Consider the following 17,428-nt stretch of genomic DNA (forward strand, 5'->3'; position numbering starts at 1 on the left):
CCATAAGCTTCGTAACAATTAACAAATACAATGTTGAAAGGAATGAACAATATGGCTGAAAAAAAGAAAAAAGATAAGGATAGAGGGAAATATCCACTAACAAGTATGCAGGAAGTATCCTATCAGCGCGAATTTAAAATGGCAGACCGTGCCGGCGGCTTTCACGACAAGAAAACCCGTTTATAACTGAATAAGAAGTCGCCTGCTTATCGACGACTGCCGATGGTGATTGAAGCTAGACAAGTTGAAGGTTTTTCCATTCATGAACACTTTCAAATAGGAAAGCCTAAGTAAGGGAACCTATTTACGTTCCTAAATGCTAACTTTGAAAGGGGTTTTTGTAATGGGTCGTGCTCAAGGACATAAAACTCGTGATAAGAACAAAGGATCACTTCCACAGGTACCTAAGAACATGAAATCTGATGGAAATGATGTGGAGTATTCAGCAGAATTTGCTGATCATGCAGATCTTGAGGCAATGGCACGCGCAAATGCAGCCAACCAGCGCGTTACAAATAAACGAAGAAAATAGCCCTTTTTAATTAGAAATGCGGAAGCACCCTGGTCAGCGGCGTATGGCCTGGGGCACTCCAACTGAGATAAAGGAAACACGAAGAGCCGTAGGCGATTCGATGTTGACTTATCGTAGGGCGGAGAGCGAGGGACACTAGCCGCTAGGGTGCTGGAGCTGGACAGTAACCTAAGTTCAAAAACATATTTTTTGTAAAAAAAGAGAAGCAGGGATTTCCTGCTTCTTTTAAAATTTAGAGGGGGAAAAAATGATTAAATCATCGAGTCCTATAGAGAGATTATGCCAATGATAACGGCATAGGACCCGGTAAAACGCTAGGTGATTGTGAATAGTATCACTATCTCCTTACACCTTTACTATACCCGGCCTCTAAGCCCTTAACAATGACTTTCACAGTTTTTTAACATATTAATATTAGAAATATGAATAGTATGTGAACTTATTAAGTTGACTATGTTAGAAACGTTTATAGAGATAATAGGGATCGCTCCAATGATGACCAATTTTATGTTTTTTTCATGAGTTTTGGTCATCATCGACGTTATGATGACTATTCCCATGATTTTTTTCATGAGTTTTGGTCATCATCGGCGTTATGATGACCATTTCCATGATTTTTTTAATAAGTTTTGGTCATCATCGGCTTGATGATGACCGCAAGATCCCTGACAAAGGACAAAACAAAAACCACCATTCGGTGGTTTTCACTTAATTACCTAGTTTTCCTTCAGCAAGCTTAATTTGCTTTTCCACCTGTTCCGGTGCTGTTCCTCCGAAGCTATTTCGAACAGCCACAACGTGCCCAGGTGCTAAAACTTTATAAATATCCTCTTCAAATAATGAACTAAACTCTTGATATTCTCCAAAGCTCAAATCAAGCAGGAATTTCCCCTGCTGAATGGCATATAAAACAATTTTTCCGATGACTTCATGTGCTTCCCTGAATGGCAAGCCTTTTCTCACCAAATAGTCAGCAATGTCGGTAGCATTAGAGAAATCATTATTAATCGCTTTTCGCATAATATCTTTATTTACCGTCATCGTTTCAATCATAGGTGCTAATAACAACAGGGACCCTTCAAGCGTCTCTACGGTATCAAACATTCCCTCTTTATCCTCTTGAAGATCTTTATTGTAAGCCAGCGGCAACCCCTTAAGAACCGTCAGCAATCCAATCAAGTTACCATAAGTACGCCCAGTCTTTCCCCTTAATAGTTCAGGAACATCAGGGTTTTTCTTTTGCGGCATAATGCTCGATCCCGTACAAAAAGAATCATCAAGCTCCACAAATTGAAACTCCTGACTTGACCAAATCACAAACTCCTCAGATAATCTCGAGATATGGGTCATAATAATCGAACCAATTGAGAGGAATTCTAATATAAAATCCCGGTCACTAACTGCATCCATAGAGTTTGGATATATCGTTTCAAAGCCTAAAATTTCAGCAACGCGTTCACGATTGATAGGAAAGGTTGTCCCTGCTAAGGCACCAGAACCCAGTGGCAGCCAATTCACACGCTTTAAACTATCAATCAGTCTCTCTTTATCTCGTTCAAACATCCAGAAATAAGCCATCAGATGATGAGCGAATGAAACCGGTTGAGCACGCTGAAGATGAGTATATCCAGGGATTAGTGTGTTTACATTCTCTTTTGCCTGCACAAGTAGTGACTCTTGAACATCCTCAAGCAATTTAATTAATTCCGTTGTCTTTGTTCTTAAGTACAAATGCATATCGGTTGCAACTTGATCATTTCGACTACGGCCGGTATGAAGTTTGCCGCCAACAGGTCCAATTTTTTCTATTAAAAGCTTTTCTATATTCATATGAATATCTTCGTCTTCTACTAAAAATTCGACCTCATCTTGGTCAACTAGACTCTTTATTTCAAGGAGTCCAGCTTTTATTTTTTCCGCATCCGCCGTTGGAATAATGCCGCATTCCCCGAGCATTTGAACATGTGCCAGACTGCCGGCAATATCCTCTTTTGCAAGTTTTTGATCAAAGGAAATAGAAGCTGTAAATTCTTCCACTAATTTATTCGTTTCTTTTGTAAAACGCCCGCCCCATAATTTGGACATTGTGGTCCCTCCTCAAATCTAACAAGTCTAACAAGTTTGCCCTCGAAAATGGTTTCGAGGGCACCCGATTATTTCAATATCGTTTCTTTATTATTTACCTCAGAATATACCTTTGTTGGCAGTCCCCATAGTTTGATAAAGCCAACAGCTGCATTATGATCGAAGGCATCACCTTTTGAATAAGTTGCCAATTCTTCATTATAAAGGCTGTTTGGCGACTTACGACCCACAACTGTATGGTTTCCTTTATGGAGTTTCACTCGAATAGTACCATTAACTACCTTTTGCGTTTCATCAATAAAAGCATCGAGAGCAGGTTTTATTGGAGAATACCAAAGTCCTTCATAAATAATTTTAGCCATTTGCTGTTCAACTTGCGTTTTAAACTGAGTCACTTCACGTGTGTGTGTTAAGAATTCTAATTCCTTATGAGCATTAATTAAGATTAAAGCAGCAGGATTTTCATAAACTTCTCTGGATTTAATTCCAACTAGACGATTTTCAATATGATCGATACGACCAACGCCATGCTTTCCGCCTAGTTCGTTCAAGGTTTCAATCAGTTGTACCAATGGCAGTTTCTCACCATTTAAGGCAACTGGAACACCTTGCTCAAATTCAATTTCCAGATATTCCGCTTGGTCGGGAGTTAATTCAATTGGTGCTGTCCAGTCAAAAGCCGCTTCAGGCGCCTCTGCCCATGGATCTTCTAAGACACCAGCCTCACAAGCACGTCCCCAGATATTCGCATCAATCGAGAATGGATTGTCTAAATCTACTGGAATTGGAATACCGTTATCCGCAGCATACTGAATTTCTTCATCACGTGTCATGCCCCATTCACGAACAGGAGCAACCACCTTTAAACTCGGGTTTAACGCTTGAATGGAAACTTCGAAACGAACCTGGTCATTTCCTTTTCCTGTACAGCCATGAGCAACAGCTGCAGCACCTTCTTTTTCAGCCACTTCGACCAATAACTTTGAAATTAACGGTCGGGAAAGTGCGGAAGAAAGAGGGTATTTTCCTTCATATAAACAATTCGCCTTTAACGCTGGTAAAATATATTCTTTTGCTAACAATTCTTTCGCATCAATCATGTATGCTTTAATAGCACCTACATTTAATGCCTTTTGTTTAATGGCTTCAAGGTCTTTACCTTCACCAACATCTAGACCTAGAGCAATAACATCATAGCCATATTTCTCTTGAATCCATTTAACTGAAACCGATGTATCTAATCCGCCTGAATACGCTAAAACAATTTTTTCCTTAGCCATTTATATTCTCCTCGCATTTACATGAATTAATATTCAACCAATAGAATTATTATACAATAAATTTCAGAAAAATCTACTATTCTAGCAAAAGTTTTAAAATTGCTTTTTGAGCATGAAGTCGGTTCTCTGCTTCATCAAACACTACCGAATGTGGCCCATCAATAATTTCTGCTGTTACCTCTTCCCCACGGTGTGCTGGTAAACAGTGTAAAAAGATATAGTCACTTTTTGCATGCTGACAAATTTCTGCATTTACTTGATAGTCTGCTAGATCGTTTAATCTTTTTTCCGTTTCTGCCTCTTGACCCATACTAGTCCAAACATCTGTGACCACAATATCGGCATCTTTAATTGCTTCAATCGGATTATGTGTTATCGTAATATTGCTGCCTGTTAATTTGCCGGCTTCAATCGACTTCTCAGTGATTTTTCCATCTGGTAAATATCCAGGCGGGCTGGCAATATTGATATGCATTCCAACCTTTGCTGCACCTTCCATTAAGGAATGAGCCATATTATTGTTCCCGTCTCCTAAATAGCACATCTTTAGTCCAGCCAGTTTGCCTTTATGTTCTTGTATGGTTAATAAGTCCGCCATGACTTGTGTCGGATGATGTAGGTCAGTTAAACCGTTAATTACCGGTACTGTTGCATGCTCCGCCAGTTCTTCAACCGTGTTGTGCGAAAACGTCCTAATCATCATGCAATCAATATAACGTGATAAAACTTTTGCCGTATCCGATATACTTTCTCCTCTGCCAATCTGGATGTCCTTTGAACTTAAGAAAATCGCATGTCCCCCTAATTGGAGCATCCCTACCTCAAAGGAAACCCTAGTACGTGTAGAAGCTTTCTCAAAAATCATCCCTAGAACCTTTCCGCTCAAATAAGGATGTGGTTTTCCTTGTTTTTGAAGGCTTTTCAGTTCTTTTGCTTCCTCTAAAAGATAAAGAATCTCATCTGTATGGAAATCGGACAAGGTTAAGAAATCCTTGCCCTTAAATTGTGGCTGCTGTGACACACCCTTTGTGTTGTTCCATTTAATCACATTTGACATGTTGCACACCGCTTTCTTCGATATGATAATATTCCGTTACAGTCCGTACTTCTGAATGCGTTATAGATTGAGCCTGAAGTCCAATTATCGCCTCAACCGTATCTAGATGGGTAAAAACAGGTATATTATAGCGAGTTGCTTGTTCACGAATATAAAAACCAAATTTAATTTTATTTCGCCCTTGGTTTGGTATATTGATGACGGCATTAATCGAATTGTTTTGGAAAAGTCCACTAACATCTGTGTTATCCTTAACAATTTTTTCAACAGGAAGCCCATTTTCCTGTAGGAAACGCGCCGTTCCTTCCGTTGCAGCTAATTTATAATTTTTATTCACAAATTGCTTTAGTATCGGCAGGCTGGCTTGTTTTTCACGATCGGATATGGAGCAGAAAAGATAGTTCTCAGTTTCTCCACCTGTGGTTGGTAACGCCTTTTCTAGTGCTTCATGAAAAGTTGCTCCTAAACCTAATACTTCACCAGTAGATTTCATTTCAGGTCCTAGTACATGGTCAACACCCTTTAGCTTGCTTCTTGAAAATACTGGTGCTTTAACAGAATAATAATTAGGCTCTGCTAATAACCCTTTTTCATCAGATAGCGCATCCAAGGATACTCCCAACTGAACCATTACTGCCCACTCAATCATCGGAATACCAGTTACCTTACTCATGATGGGAACTGTACGTGATGAACGTGGATTTACTTCTAAGACAAGGACTTGGTCCTGGTAAATGACAAATTGGATATTCATAATTCCTACAATAGGTGCAGATTGAGCAATTTTTTTGGCATAATCAATTAGTGTTTCCCTTATCTCTTTTGCTAAAGAAATTGGTGGAAAAACGCTAATACTGTCTCCAGAATGGACTCCTGCTCTTTCGATATGCTCAAAGATACCCGGAACAACTATATTTTTCCCATCACTGATTACATCAACCTCACATTCAAGACCTGGCATAAATCGATCCACTAATAATGGCCACATTTTTTCCTGCGAGTTGTTTTCCTCAAGCTGCTGGATATAATAGTTTAGCTCTTCCTCTGAAAAAATAGTAAACATCGATTGTCCGCCAATTACGTAGGATGGACGAACTAGCACTGGATATCCAAGTTTTGCTGCTGCTTCAAACAATTCATCTTTATGATTTACGGTCTTTCCTACGATGTGTGGGATGTTTAAATCTTCAAGCAGTTGATAAAATTCTTCTCGATCCTCAAAGCGGTCGACATTTTCAACTGTTGTACCTAGAATCTTTACGCCCTCTTCTTCTAAATCATGTGCTAAATTAATCGCAGTTTGACCACCAAACTGAATTAACACACCTTCAACATTCTCTTTTTCAATAACGGTAAGAACATCTTCCGCCGTCAGCGGTTCAAAATAAAGGCGGTCTGCCACAGAATAATCCGTGCTAACCGTTTCAGGATTATTATTGATGACAACAGCCTCATAACCCATCTTCTTAATTGCTTTGGCTGCATGCACTGAGCAGTAATCAAATTCAATTCCTTGACCAATTCGGATGGGACCAGAGCCTAGTACGAGAATTTTCTTGGTGCCTGTCACCTCTACCTCATCTGCTCCAAGCCAGGTTGAATAGTAATAAGGGGTGACGGCGTCAAATTCTGCTGAACAGGTATCTACCATCTTGAATCCTGGTTTCCAGTTAAGTTCTTTCCATTTACTTCTTACTTGCTTTTCATTAATGCTATATATTTGCGAAAGCAATCTATCGGAAATATTGTGACGCTTCGCTGTCTTTAACAAAGAAAGTGGTACATCATTCCATCCATAAGAAGCCAATTCTACTTCTAAAAAAACGATGGAGCTAATCTTGTATAAAAACCATGAATCAATTTCCGTCAATTGTTTAATTTTTTCAAGAGAAATGCCTCTTCTAAATGCTTCTGCAATCATAAATAGTCTTTGGTCATTTGGTCTTTCCAATTTTTCAAATAAGACATCAGTATCGATATTTTTGTTTGATTCTAAACACAGTCCATAGATATTTAATTCCATTGAGCGGATGGCTTTATTTAGTGCACCTTCAAAAGTACGGTCAATCGCCATTACTTCTCCCGTTGCTTTCATTTGTGTACCTAACGTCCGATCTGCTTCAGGAAATTTATCAAATGGAAAGCGTGGAAGCTTAACCACTATATAATCAATCGCTGGTTCAAAGGATGCAAAGGTGTTACCTGTTATAGGGTTCACAATCTCATCCAAATGATAACCAACCGCACATTTAGCTGCCGTCCTAGCAATCGGATAACCGGTAGCCTTTGACGCTAATGCGGATGAACGACTTACCCTTGGATTTACTTCAATTATGCAATATTGGTTGGATTCTGGATTAAGAGCAAACTGGATGTTACAACCGCCAATAATCTCTAATTCTCTTATGACTTTTAAAGAAGAATTTCGCAGCATTTGGTATTGAACATCTGTCAATGTTTGCGATGGAGCGACAACAATCGAATCACCTGTATGAACGCCAACAGGGTCCATATTTTCCATATTGCAAACAATGATACATGTATCATTGGCATCCCTTATAACTTCATACTCAATTTCTTTCCAGCCTTTAATGCTTCTTTCAACAAGAACCTGATGAATAGGACTTGCTGCTAAACCCTTTTTCAAGACATTTTCAAGTTCTTCAACAGTATGGGCAAAGCCGCCGCCATGTCCGCCAAGTGTATATGCTGGTCGGATAATAACAGGAAAACCTATTTCGTTGACGAACGCTACACCCTCTTCAAAGGTATGAATAATCGCTGATTCCGGGATTGGTTCATCAATTTCTATCATTAAACTGCGGAACCGATCACGGTCCTCGCCATTTTTTATCGATTCTACAGAAGTGCCTAATAGCGCTACATTGTATTTTTGAAGAATACCTTTTTCATAGAGTTCAACTGTTAAATTTAAACCAGTTTGACCACCTAAAGTACCAATAACTCCATCAGGCTGTTCTTTTTGGATTATTTTTTCAATGGTTTCAACGTTTAATGGTTCGATATATACTTTATCGGCAACACTTTCGTCCGTCATAATCGTTGCTGGGTTGCTATTGATTAAAACCACCTGTATTCCCTCTTCTTTAAGAGCGATACAGGCTTGTGTTCCCGCATAATCAAATTCGGCTGCCTGCCCGATTACAATCGGACCTGAACCAATGACTAATACTTTTTTTAGAGTTTTATTTAATGGCATAACGTTTATCTCCCACGGAATTTATCTGATAAACAAATTCTTCTAGAATGTATTGGGTGTCACTTGGTCCTGGGTGTGCTTCCGGGTGGAATTGAACGGTTTGAATTGGAAAGCGTCTGTGCTTTAACCCTTCAACGGATTTGTCATTAACGTTACGGTATGTGATTTGGAAAACCTGGGCATCAATACTGTCGTCCACAACAACATAACCATGATTTTGTGCTGTAATTTTAACCTTACCCGTTGCTAATTCTTTTACTGGATGATTGCCTCCTCGATGTCCGTAGGCAAGTTTTTCGGTTTTTGCTCCATAAGCTAGAGCAATTAACTGATGACCTAGGCAGATACCTAGAGTTGGATAGTGCTGGGTAATCTTTTTGATTTCTGGAAACCATGGTTTCAGTGCCATCGGATCTCCAGGGCCGTTACTTAATAACACACCGTCTGGCTTTAAGGCTTTAATTTCTTCAAAAGAGGTACTAAATGGGACGATGGTTACTGAACAATTTTCATCGAGCAACGCATTTAGTATCGATTTTTTGTATCCAAAATCGATAAGGACAACGTGTGGTCCTTCGTTATTGAAATATTGTATTTTTTCGGTCGAAACTTTCTCTACCCAAAATGGTATGGTTTTGTTTTCATCAAAAGTTTCTTGTTTAGATTTACTTAAATATCCTTTTACCGTTCCGCGGCTTCGAATCGTTTTAACAAGTAATCTTGTGTCGACACCGGCAATTCCTGGAACGCCTGCCTGCATTAGTTTTTCAGAAAATTTATTAATCGATTGGTAATGGCTTGGTGTTTCACATAAATCACCAATCACTACTCCTGCTAAGGAAGGGGAAATGCATTCATCGTCCATCGCATTTATTCCATAGTTTCCGATTATTGGGTAGCAGAAAGTAATGAGTTGCCCTGCATAAGAAGGATCTGTGATGATCTCCTGATAGCCAGTCATACTTGTATTAAATACAACTTCTCCGATTGAATCCTTGTTTGCACCTATTAGAACTCCTTCAAAAACTTCACCGGTTTCCAAAGTAAGATATCCAATTTCCAAAACACTCACGCGCCTTTCACTATATACTTTGGAAAGCCTTTTCCAACTTTTGTATAAATTCGTTTATTTCTTCTTTCGTTACTGTTAATGGTGGAAGCAGTCTAACAACATTTGGCCCCGCTGTTAAAATCAACAGTTGATTTTCAATTGCCTTTTGAACTATTTGAGGAGCCTTATCTCTGACAACGATCCCTTTTAGGAGACCTTTTCCTCTAATTTCTTCTATAAAAGTGTACTTTTGTTTAAACTTTGTTAACCGTTCATCTAAGTACACTGAAATTTCATTAACATGTCCTAACAAATTGCTTTCAATGATATGGGAAATCGTTGCAACTCCAGCAGCAGTTGCTAATGGATTTCCGCCAAAAGTACTTCCGTGGCTTCCTGGTTCGAATGCTTTCGCCGCGTTCTCCTTTGCAATGATTGCACCAATCGGAAAGCCTGAGCCAAGACCTTTTGCCACACTGATAACATCCGGCTCAATACCGTATTGTTCGTAAGCAAACAGTGTACCGGTTCTGCCGATTCCTGTTTGAATTTCATCAACCATTAACAGGATATCTTTTTCTTCGCAGATTTCTGCAATTTTCTTTACCCATTCCGGATTTGCTGGAATGACACCACCTTCACCTTGGACGAGTTCCAGTAAAATGGCGGCTGGCTGAAGCGTTTTTAATTGATCAAGTGCTTCGATATCATTAAATGGCAGATAACTAAAGCCTTTCACTAATGGTGCAAACCCCTGTTGGATTTTTTCTTGCCCTGTTGCAGATAATGTTGCCAATGTTCTGCCATGAAAGGATTGCTGAAAGGTAATCACTTCGAAGGATTCAGTTCCTTTCACCTTCTGTGCGTATCTTCTCGCCAGCTTAATGGCTGCCTCATTGGCTTCCGCTCCGCTATTGCAGAAGAAGACTTGATCTCCACAACTTTTGGCTGTCAGCAGTGCTGCCAGCTGCTGCTGATTTGGAATGTTATATAGGTTTGAACAGTGCCAAAGGTTCTGTAATTGTTCTTCAACTTTATCTTTTACGGCATCAGGAACATGACCCAAGTTACAAGTAGCAATTCCAGAAGTAAAATCTAAAAATTTTTCCCCTTTATCATCCCATACATAGCTTCCTTTCCCTTTAACAAGCGTAATAGGAAATCGGCTGTAGGTTGCCATTACAGGCGAGATTGGGGAGACGGAAGTATTCATGGTCATTAGGCTATCTCCTCATCCAAAACAATTTTTGTACCACTATTTTTGCCATTCACGTAATCTAGTAGACTATTTTTCGTAAAACCGTCGATGATACCTACTTCAGGTATTTTGTGTACGAGACCATCAATGGCAGCCCGTACCTTTGGAATCATCCCGCCATAGATCGTTTTATTCTCAATTAGTTCTTCAACCGTTTTTTTCGTAACTTTATCTAGTTTTGATTTTTCACCGTTTTTTTCAACTAAGATACCTGGGATGTCGCTGATAAAGCAAAGGTTTGCTCCGAGTGCCTTGGCAACAGCGCTTGCGGCAACATCTCCATTTATATTAAATCTTTGACCATCTGCACCAATTCCAACTGGTGAAACAACAGGTATATGTCCTTGGTTTACAATACTTTCAATCACTGAAGTATTTACTTCAACAACTTCTCCTACAAAGCCTAAACTTTCTTCTAAGGTCGGGATGGCTTTTAACAAACTTCCATCTACTCCACTAACACCTAATGAGCTTCCGCCTGCTTCAATGATGTTCCTTACAACTTGTTTATTCACAGTTCCGCTTAAAACCATTTCTACCACATCTAACACTTCATGATTGGTTACTCTTAATCCATTTACAAACGTGGTTTCAACATTTAAGCTTTTTAATAATTTATTTATTAGAGGTCCGCCACCATGGACAATAATCGGTGTCCACTCACTTTTTTGATGGAGGGAAATGACATCTTCATAAAACGACCTTGGCAGATTTTCTAACACACTTCCGCCACACTTAATGACTATATATTTCATTATTGTCCCTCCACTTACGTACGGTAGGATGCGTTGATTTTTACATAATCGTATGTTAAGTCGCAGCCCCAAGCTGTTGCACTATCTTTACCTTGATTGAGTTCAACAAGAATTTTTACGGTTTCCATTTCTAAATACTCTTTTACTTCTTCTTCTACAATCGGACAAGGTAAGCCATTTTCAAATACTTTGTATGGACCAATTGCTACTACTAGTGCATTCGGCTCAACTGGTATTCCTGAATATCCGATTGCTGTGACGATTCTTCCCCAGTTCGGATCCGTTCCATAGATTGCTGTTTTCACAAGATTTGAAGAGATAATGGATTTTCCAACAGCTCTTGCTGCTTCATGACTGTAAGCTCCGTTTACGTGAACTTCAACAAGCTTCGTGGCACCTTCACCATCTCTGGCAATTTTTTTAGCAAGCTCTTCACTTACTAGTTTTAAGCCTGATTTGAATAGATCCCAATCTGGATGGTCTTTTGTTAACTGGTCATTTCCGGCTAACCCATTTGCGAGGACGAGAACCATATCGTTTGTACTTGTATCACCATCAACGGTAATCATATTAAACGTTTGATTCGTAATGTCTTTTAGGACTGTTTGCAAATCTTCATGCGCAATATTAGCGTCTGAAGTAATAAATCCAAGCATGGTTGCCATGTTAGGGTGAATCATCCCTGAGCCTTTCGCCGCACCGCCAATGCTTATTGTTTTTCCGTCAATTTTTATTTGAACGGCAACTTGCTTAATGCAAGTGTCAGTTGTTAAAATTGCTTTTTTGAAATTTTGCTCGTCTTGATATTCCGGATTGAGGATTTGTTTAATCCCAGCTGATATTTTATCCATTGGCATAGGTTCACCAATAACACCAGTGGATGTAACGGCAACCAAGTGATCCTGGATACCTAATTCATTTGCAAATCCTTTTTGCATTTCAATAGCGTCTAACAATCCCTGCTCCCCTGTGCAGGCGTTGGCATTTCCTGAATTGACGATGATAGCCTGGATTTTATTTTCTTTTGCTATACTCTCCTGAGTAAGTAAAAGTGGTGCTGCTTGAAAAATATTCGTTGTATAAACGCCAGCAACTGTTGCCGGAACTTCGGACACGATATACCCTAGATCAAGACGCTTCTTTTTAATCCCGCTATGCATGCCACCTGCTGTATAGCCTTTTGGCAGGGTAACACTTCCTTCTTCTAGTACAATGATTTCTTTATTTGATATGGCTGACGTCAATTTAATTTCCCCCTTGTTACTAAACTATTTATCTCGAAAGTTATTATCATGGATACATTGGTATGCTCTCTAGACCCGTCCTGACATCCCAATTGTTCATTAAATTCGCATTCTGGATGGCTTGCCCTGCTGCACCTTTAACTAAATTGTCGATTACTGAAATGACGGTAAGTCGATTGGTACGCGGATCAACATGTAAGCCAATATCACAGTAATTGCTCCCTTGCACTTCTTTTGTTGCTGGGTAGGTACCTTCTGGCCTAATCCTTACAAAAGGATGATTTTTGTAAAATTCGTTATATAATTCATTTACTTCACTCGTTGAAATCTTTCCTGTTAAATTTACATATGCTGTAGTCATAATTCCTCTATTCATCGGAACTAAGTGTGTTGTAAACGAAATGGTTATTAAACTACCAGTCTCATCTTTAAGTACTTGCTCAATTTCTGGAATATGTTGATGTGCTCCTAGTTTATAGGCCTTAAGGTTTTCATTTATTTCTGCATAATGCGATGTTAATGAAAGTCCTCTGCCTGCACCGGATACTCCTGATTTTGCATCAATGATAATGCTTTTTTTATCAGCAAGATTTGCTTTCAAAATAGGTATCAAACAAAGGGTGGTCGCTGTTGGGTAGCATCCCGGATTGGCAATTAGGGACGCACCTTTGATTTCTTCTTCGTAAATCTCACTCAATCCATACACTGCCTTGCTCAAATATTTCTCTTCAGGTGCTGGATGCTTATACCATGTTTCGTATTCAGTTTGCGACCTTAGCCGGAAGTCCCCGGAAAGATCGATTACTTTTATACCGGTTTGTAGCAGCTGTGGAACCATTTTGCTGCTGACTCCTGACGGTGTGGCAAGAAATGCTATATCATTTTGTTTCCTAATCATTTCAGGATCAAAATTTTCAAGTGTCTGGTTAACAATGTTGGTGAGATGTGGGTAGGATTCACTGAAGTCGTTACCAGCTTGAGAGTTGGAAATAACCGATCCAACTTCCAAATGCGGGTGCTTGTTTATTAGTCTTATTAACTCGATAGCTCCATACCCAGTTCCGCCAATAATCGCTGCTCTCATACATTTCATCTCCTGCGATTTCTTTATAATGAATTATTATACATACGATGTAATAATTATTCAACATAAAAATTGCCTAATTTTCAGTTTTTATTAAATTTTATTAAGGAATTATTTGTAAACGCTTACAAATGCCTTTGTATGATTATACAAAAAACATGCAGAAAATTGCATAAAAAAGCAGGGGATTTAACCGTGAACGTACAAAAAACTCTATTGGAATGGAAAACCATGGTAGAATAAAAGGGTGTTATTACCTATTAAGATTGGTTGGGAAGCTATGAAAACACGGAAAACTTTTTTTATCGGTTTAGGGTTGTTCATACTCATTGTCCTTATTTACTTTGCTATCTTACATACGAAGATAAGAGAACATAGCGAAATGGAAGCGTCAAATCCTGCTGACTATATCATTATTCTTGGAGCACGGGTTAAAGGGGAAGTTCCTTCGTTGGCACTACAATATCGGATAGATGCGGCAGCCTTGTATATGAAAAATAATCAGCAGACGATTGCGATTGCTTCTGGAGGACAAGGTGCAGGCGAGGATATTAGTGAAGCGGAATCAATTAAAAGAGGGTTAGTTCAACACGGAATCCATGAGTCAAGGATACTTTTAGAAGATAAATCAACTGATACGGTTGAGAATATCAAGTATTCAAAAAAACTCATTCCTAAAAATCTCCATACTGGATTACTCGTAACAAATGATTTTCACCTTTATCGCGCCAAGTCTATTGCGCGAGATCAAGGATTAAATTTAGAAGGTCTTCCTGCTAAAACTCCAGTCGTTGCCATTCCCAAATCATACAGCCGGGAATATCTTGCTATAACCAAATATTATCTTGTTAAACTTTTTCAAAAATAAACCCGGCTTACTACAGTAGCCGGGTTCTTAGTCATTATAGATAGGATAAATATTTCTTCCTTTTTCCTTCTGCCTTCGCTCCGTTAGATGACGAACAATGGATAATAAATGGGTGCATTCACCATCCTGATTGAATACAGGAGTTATCGTTGATTCCCAGTAAATTAACTCTTTACTATTATTAATGTTTTGAGGTGGAGTTGAAACGTTAATCATATCTTCATAGATGATAGGCTTTCTCTTTTCTATTGCCTCTTGGTACTTGCTCTTGATAATTCTGTAGGAATTTTCTGGAAGAACTTCCTTTATCGGTTTTCCAAAGGATTCATTTGTTAATCCATAAATGTCTTTAGCTGGTTTATTTAATAAAACATAACTAAAGGATTTATCACTATTTACTTTTGCCAAGAATACTAAATCAGTCATATTATTAAACAACTGAAAAAACAGATCGAGTCTATTTAACATTTCTAAATTGAACTTTTCAATCATTAAACTAAATCCTTTCATAATCATCTGTAAGTATTTGATTATTTGAGAGATGTGCCATAAATTCTGACCTCTCCAATGGCTTACTAAACAAATATCCTTGAATAACATCACATTGATGTTGTAATAAAAATGCGAGCTGTTCTTCTGTTTCTACTCCCTCTGCTACTACCTTCATTTTTAAATCATGTGCTAAATGAAGAATTGATTTTACAATGGCTTCGTCATCTATACAGGAATGGATGCCATTAATAAATGACCGATCAATTTTCAAGTAATCTACTTTGAATTTTTTCAAATAACTTATCGAAGAATAGCCTGTACCGAAGTCATCCAGAGAAATAGTAATCCCGATTTTTTTCAATAACTTTATCATTGCCAAAGACTTTTCCTCATTTTGAATGATAGATGTCTCCGTGATTTCAAATTCTAACCATTTGGGTTCTAGGTTCGTTTCATCAAGAATCTTTAATAATTTTATTACAAGGTCATCCTTTAAGAAGCGCTTAGCACTAATATTAATCGACACAGGAACAATTGGTTGTCCCTCTATTTTCCACTGATTAATCTGCTTGCAGACTGAAGATAAAACCCAATCCCCTATTTCAAATATTATATTTGTTTCTTCAGCTAACGGTATAAATTCAGAAGGGCTAAGCATTCCCCATTCTGGATGATTCCAACGAATAAGAGCTTCTGCCCCTATGGTTTGTCGTGTCTTCGGATCCACCTTAGGTTGATAATGAAGGATGAACTCCTTATCAAAAGCGGCACTGCGCAGATCATTTTCCAATACAAATTGCTTATAGGACTCAATATTCATAGTTGGGCTGTATACTTGTAAATTGTTCTTCCCCATTGATTTTGCACGGTAAAGTGCCACATCTGCATTGGCTAATAAATCAGATACAGTTTGACCATCTTGTGGGTAGATTCCAATTCCTATACTGGTTGTAATATGTAGGTCATACTCATTAATCTTAAAATGTTTTTCTATTTCTGTTATGATGTTTGAGGCAATGTTGATGGGTTCATTAGCATCATTAAGTTGGTTTACAATGATAGCAAATTCATCTCCGCCAATTCTTGCTAAATGGTCTTGTGGTTTAAGATGGTTGCCCAATCTATTTGAAACTGCTTTAAGAAGCTCGTCCCCCACCGAATGTCCTAACGTATCATTTACAAACTTAAAGCGATCCAAGTCTAAGTATAGCAAAGCGAACTTTTCTCCTGCCGCTTGTTTTGTAGTAATTATTTTTTTAAGTTCTCCTTCAAACTTCCTTCTGTTTGGCAAACCAGTTAAATAATCATGATAAGCAAAAAAATTTATTTTTTCATCTTCTAGTTTCTTTTTACTTATGTCAGTAATTAATCCATCTAGTCGTACCAATTCCCCTTCAGAGTTTAGGACTGGGAAAGTCCTTGCTTCAACCCATTTGACATTTCCCTTTATATCAATGATTCGGTATTGATATTGACAAGGTATTCCCTTTCTAAGTTCAATTTGGTTTTTCTTAAACTCTGCGATATCCGCTGGATGGATAATTTCTCTCCAATTATGAAAACCCTTTTTAAAATCCTCGGGGTTTATGCCTGATATGGCTTCGATGGCTTTTGATACATATAATATTTTATGTAGCCTGATATCCAAGGACCAAACTCCAACATCTAAACTATTATAAATCTGTTGGTTTTGTTTTTCGTTTTCCTTTAGACGCGTTTCAGTAATTTTTATAGTAGTAATATCTTTTGCAATACCATAAACTCCTATTATTTCACCATTTGAAAACATTGGAATATTTGTAATCTGTAAGTCAACAAAATATCCGTCTTTGTGGATGGTAATACATGAATAATTTTGTACTACTCCAGAAACAGCCATTTCAAAATGGTTTATTACCTTATTCAGATTGTCTTTTTTGACTAATCTATGAAAAGGACCATGGATTTCACTAGAGGTGTACCCCAGAATACCTTCAACATTATTATTACAACTCAAAATATTCCCACTGATATCCATAGCAAAAATTGTATCTGGATGATGATCGATTATTGAAAAGAAGTTTGGATTATCTGGTTTAACAGATAGACTCTTTGCCATGTTCAACACTGCCACTACTCATTCCCCATTCCCCATAACTTTGACTAGCTAATAAATTTATTTCCCTTTGTATTAACTGTACTTGATATATTAATAAATCCAGTTCCTGACTGCATTTCAATACCTTGCTATCTTTTAAACCGTTTTTCTCGAATAGTCCTAGCAGTTCATTTCTTTTCATTTTTATTTGGATCGCCATACTTACTAGCAAAGATGATGTGTGGTCCATAATCACCCTCCGTTTTTTACTTTTCTAATGTTATATCTTGCATTCAGTATGTAGTAAGATAACGATATAATAAATCACCTATCCTTCCCCATTTTTTAAATCAATGAAATCAGGAAGACATTCCTATATAAAAATCGGTTATTAGACAAAAAAAATAGGCCAAGCTGGCCATTTA

At 38.2% G+C, this 17,428-nt stretch carries 15 protein-coding genes; 3 read left to right on the plus strand and 12 right to left on the minus strand.

Translation table 11 applies throughout. The annotated features are described in order from the left end of the window. Window positions 1-51 precede the first annotated feature (51 nt). Together V7124_RS17255 and V7124_RS17260 are read left to right on the plus strand one after the other, a co-directional pair. On the plus strand, window positions 52-186 hold the full coding sequence (locus V7124_RS17255; RefSeq protein ID WP_335491416.1) for a YfhE family protein: 135 nt from the start codon (window positions 52-54) through the stop codon (window positions 184-186). 157 nt (window positions 187-343) lie between these two features. Beyond that, window positions 344-532 carry a YfhD family protein gene (locus tag V7124_RS17260; protein WP_090760423.1) on the plus strand — a complete coding sequence of 63 codons (189 nt, stop codon included), beginning with the start codon at window positions 344-346 and terminating at the stop codon, window positions 530-532. A gap of 708 nt (window positions 533-1,240) precedes the next feature. On the opposite strand, the gene argH is transcribed toward V7124_RS17260, so the two are convergent. The 9 genes from argH to argC form a co-directional block, all read right to left on the minus strand. After that, entirely contained in the window at window positions 1,241-2,617 is a 1,377-nt protein-coding gene (gene argH, locus V7124_RS17265; RefSeq protein ID WP_335491420.1) for an argininosuccinate lyase, read from the minus strand. A 68-nt stretch (window positions 2,618-2,685) separates the two neighbouring features. Continuing rightward, a complete protein-coding gene (locus V7124_RS17270) occupies window positions 2,686-3,897 on the minus strand; it encodes an argininosuccinate synthase (protein WP_335413354.1) in 1,212 nt (403 codons plus the stop codon). Window positions 3,898-3,973: 76 nt separating this feature from the next. Continuing rightward, window positions 3,974-4,954 carry an ornithine carbamoyltransferase gene (argF, locus tag V7124_RS17275; protein WP_335413352.1) on the minus strand — a complete coding sequence of 327 codons (981 nt, stop codon included), beginning with the start codon at window positions 4,952-4,954 and terminating at the stop codon, window positions 3,974-3,976. Continuing rightward, window positions 4,938-8,174: a carbamoyl-phosphate synthase (glutamine-hydrolyzing) large subunit gene (gene carB / locus V7124_RS17280; protein ID WP_335491424.1), complete on the minus strand. Its 3,237-nt coding sequence runs from the start codon at window positions 8,172-8,174 to the stop codon at window positions 4,938-4,940. The genes argF and carB overlap by 17 nt, the downstream gene beginning before the upstream one ends. Beyond that, complete coding sequence (locus tag V7124_RS17285) at window positions 8,161-9,237, minus strand: carbamoyl phosphate synthase small subunit (RefSeq protein WP_335491573.1); 1,077 nt, start codon at window positions 9,235-9,237, stop codon at window positions 8,161-8,163. Before V7124_RS17285 ends, carB begins: the two co-directional genes overlap by 14 nt. 19 nt (window positions 9,238-9,256) lie before the next feature. After that, window positions 9,257-10,444 (minus strand): acetylornithine transaminase, encoded by a 1,188-nt coding sequence (locus V7124_RS17290; RefSeq protein WP_335491427.1) that lies wholly within the window; start codon window positions 10,442-10,444, stop codon window positions 9,257-9,259. Then, complete coding sequence (argB, locus tag V7124_RS17295; protein WP_335491430.1) at window positions 10,444-11,238, minus strand: acetylglutamate kinase; 795 nt, start codon at window positions 11,236-11,238, stop codon at window positions 10,444-10,446. Before argB ends, V7124_RS17290 begins: the two co-directional genes overlap by 1 nt. 14 nt (window positions 11,239-11,252) lie before the next feature. Further along, the gene (gene argJ, locus V7124_RS17300; protein WP_335491433.1) at window positions 11,253-12,482 is read right to left on the minus strand and encodes a bifunctional ornithine acetyltransferase/N-acetylglutamate synthase; all 1,230 of its coding nucleotides are present in this window, start codon (window positions 12,480-12,482) and stop codon (window positions 11,253-11,255) included. A 46-nt stretch (window positions 12,483-12,528) separates the two neighbouring features. Next, entirely contained in the window at window positions 12,529-13,566 is a 1,038-nt protein-coding gene (gene argC, locus V7124_RS17305; protein ID WP_335491438.1) for an N-acetyl-gamma-glutamyl-phosphate reductase, read from the minus strand. A gap of 280 nt (window positions 13,567-13,846) precedes the next feature. On the opposite strand from argC, the gene V7124_RS17310 reads away from it, so the two are divergent. After that, window positions 13,847-14,434 carry a YdcF family protein gene (locus V7124_RS17310; protein ID WP_335491440.1) on the plus strand — a complete coding sequence of 196 codons (588 nt, stop codon included), beginning with the start codon at window positions 13,847-13,849 and terminating at the stop codon, window positions 14,432-14,434. 27 nt (window positions 14,435-14,461) lie between these two features. Here V7124_RS17310 and V7124_RS17315 read toward each other — a convergent pair whose 3' ends face one another. The 3 genes from V7124_RS17315 to V7124_RS17325 are packed head-to-tail and all read right to left on the minus strand — an operon-like array spanning window position 14,462 to window position 17,253. Then, complete coding sequence (locus tag V7124_RS17315; protein WP_335491446.1) at window positions 14,462-14,926, minus strand: PAS domain-containing protein; 465 nt, start codon at window positions 14,924-14,926, stop codon at window positions 14,462-14,464. Between the two features lie 4 nt (window positions 14,927-14,930). Continuing rightward, window positions 14,931-17,039: an EAL domain-containing protein gene (locus V7124_RS17320; RefSeq protein WP_335491448.1), complete on the minus strand. Its 2,109-nt coding sequence runs from the start codon at window positions 17,037-17,039 to the stop codon at window positions 14,931-14,933. Beyond that, window positions 17,002-17,253, minus strand: a complete 252-nt coding sequence (locus tag V7124_RS17325) for an aspartyl-phosphate phosphatase Spo0E family protein (RefSeq protein WP_335491451.1) — start codon at window positions 17,251-17,253, stop codon at window positions 17,002-17,004. Before V7124_RS17325 ends, V7124_RS17320 begins: the two co-directional genes overlap by 38 nt. Window positions 17,254-17,428 lie beyond the last annotated feature (175 nt).

The organism is Neobacillus niacini (assembly GCF_036961885.1).
Lineage (GTDB): Bacteria > Bacillota > Bacilli > Bacillales > Cytobacillaceae > Neobacillus > Neobacillus niacini_H.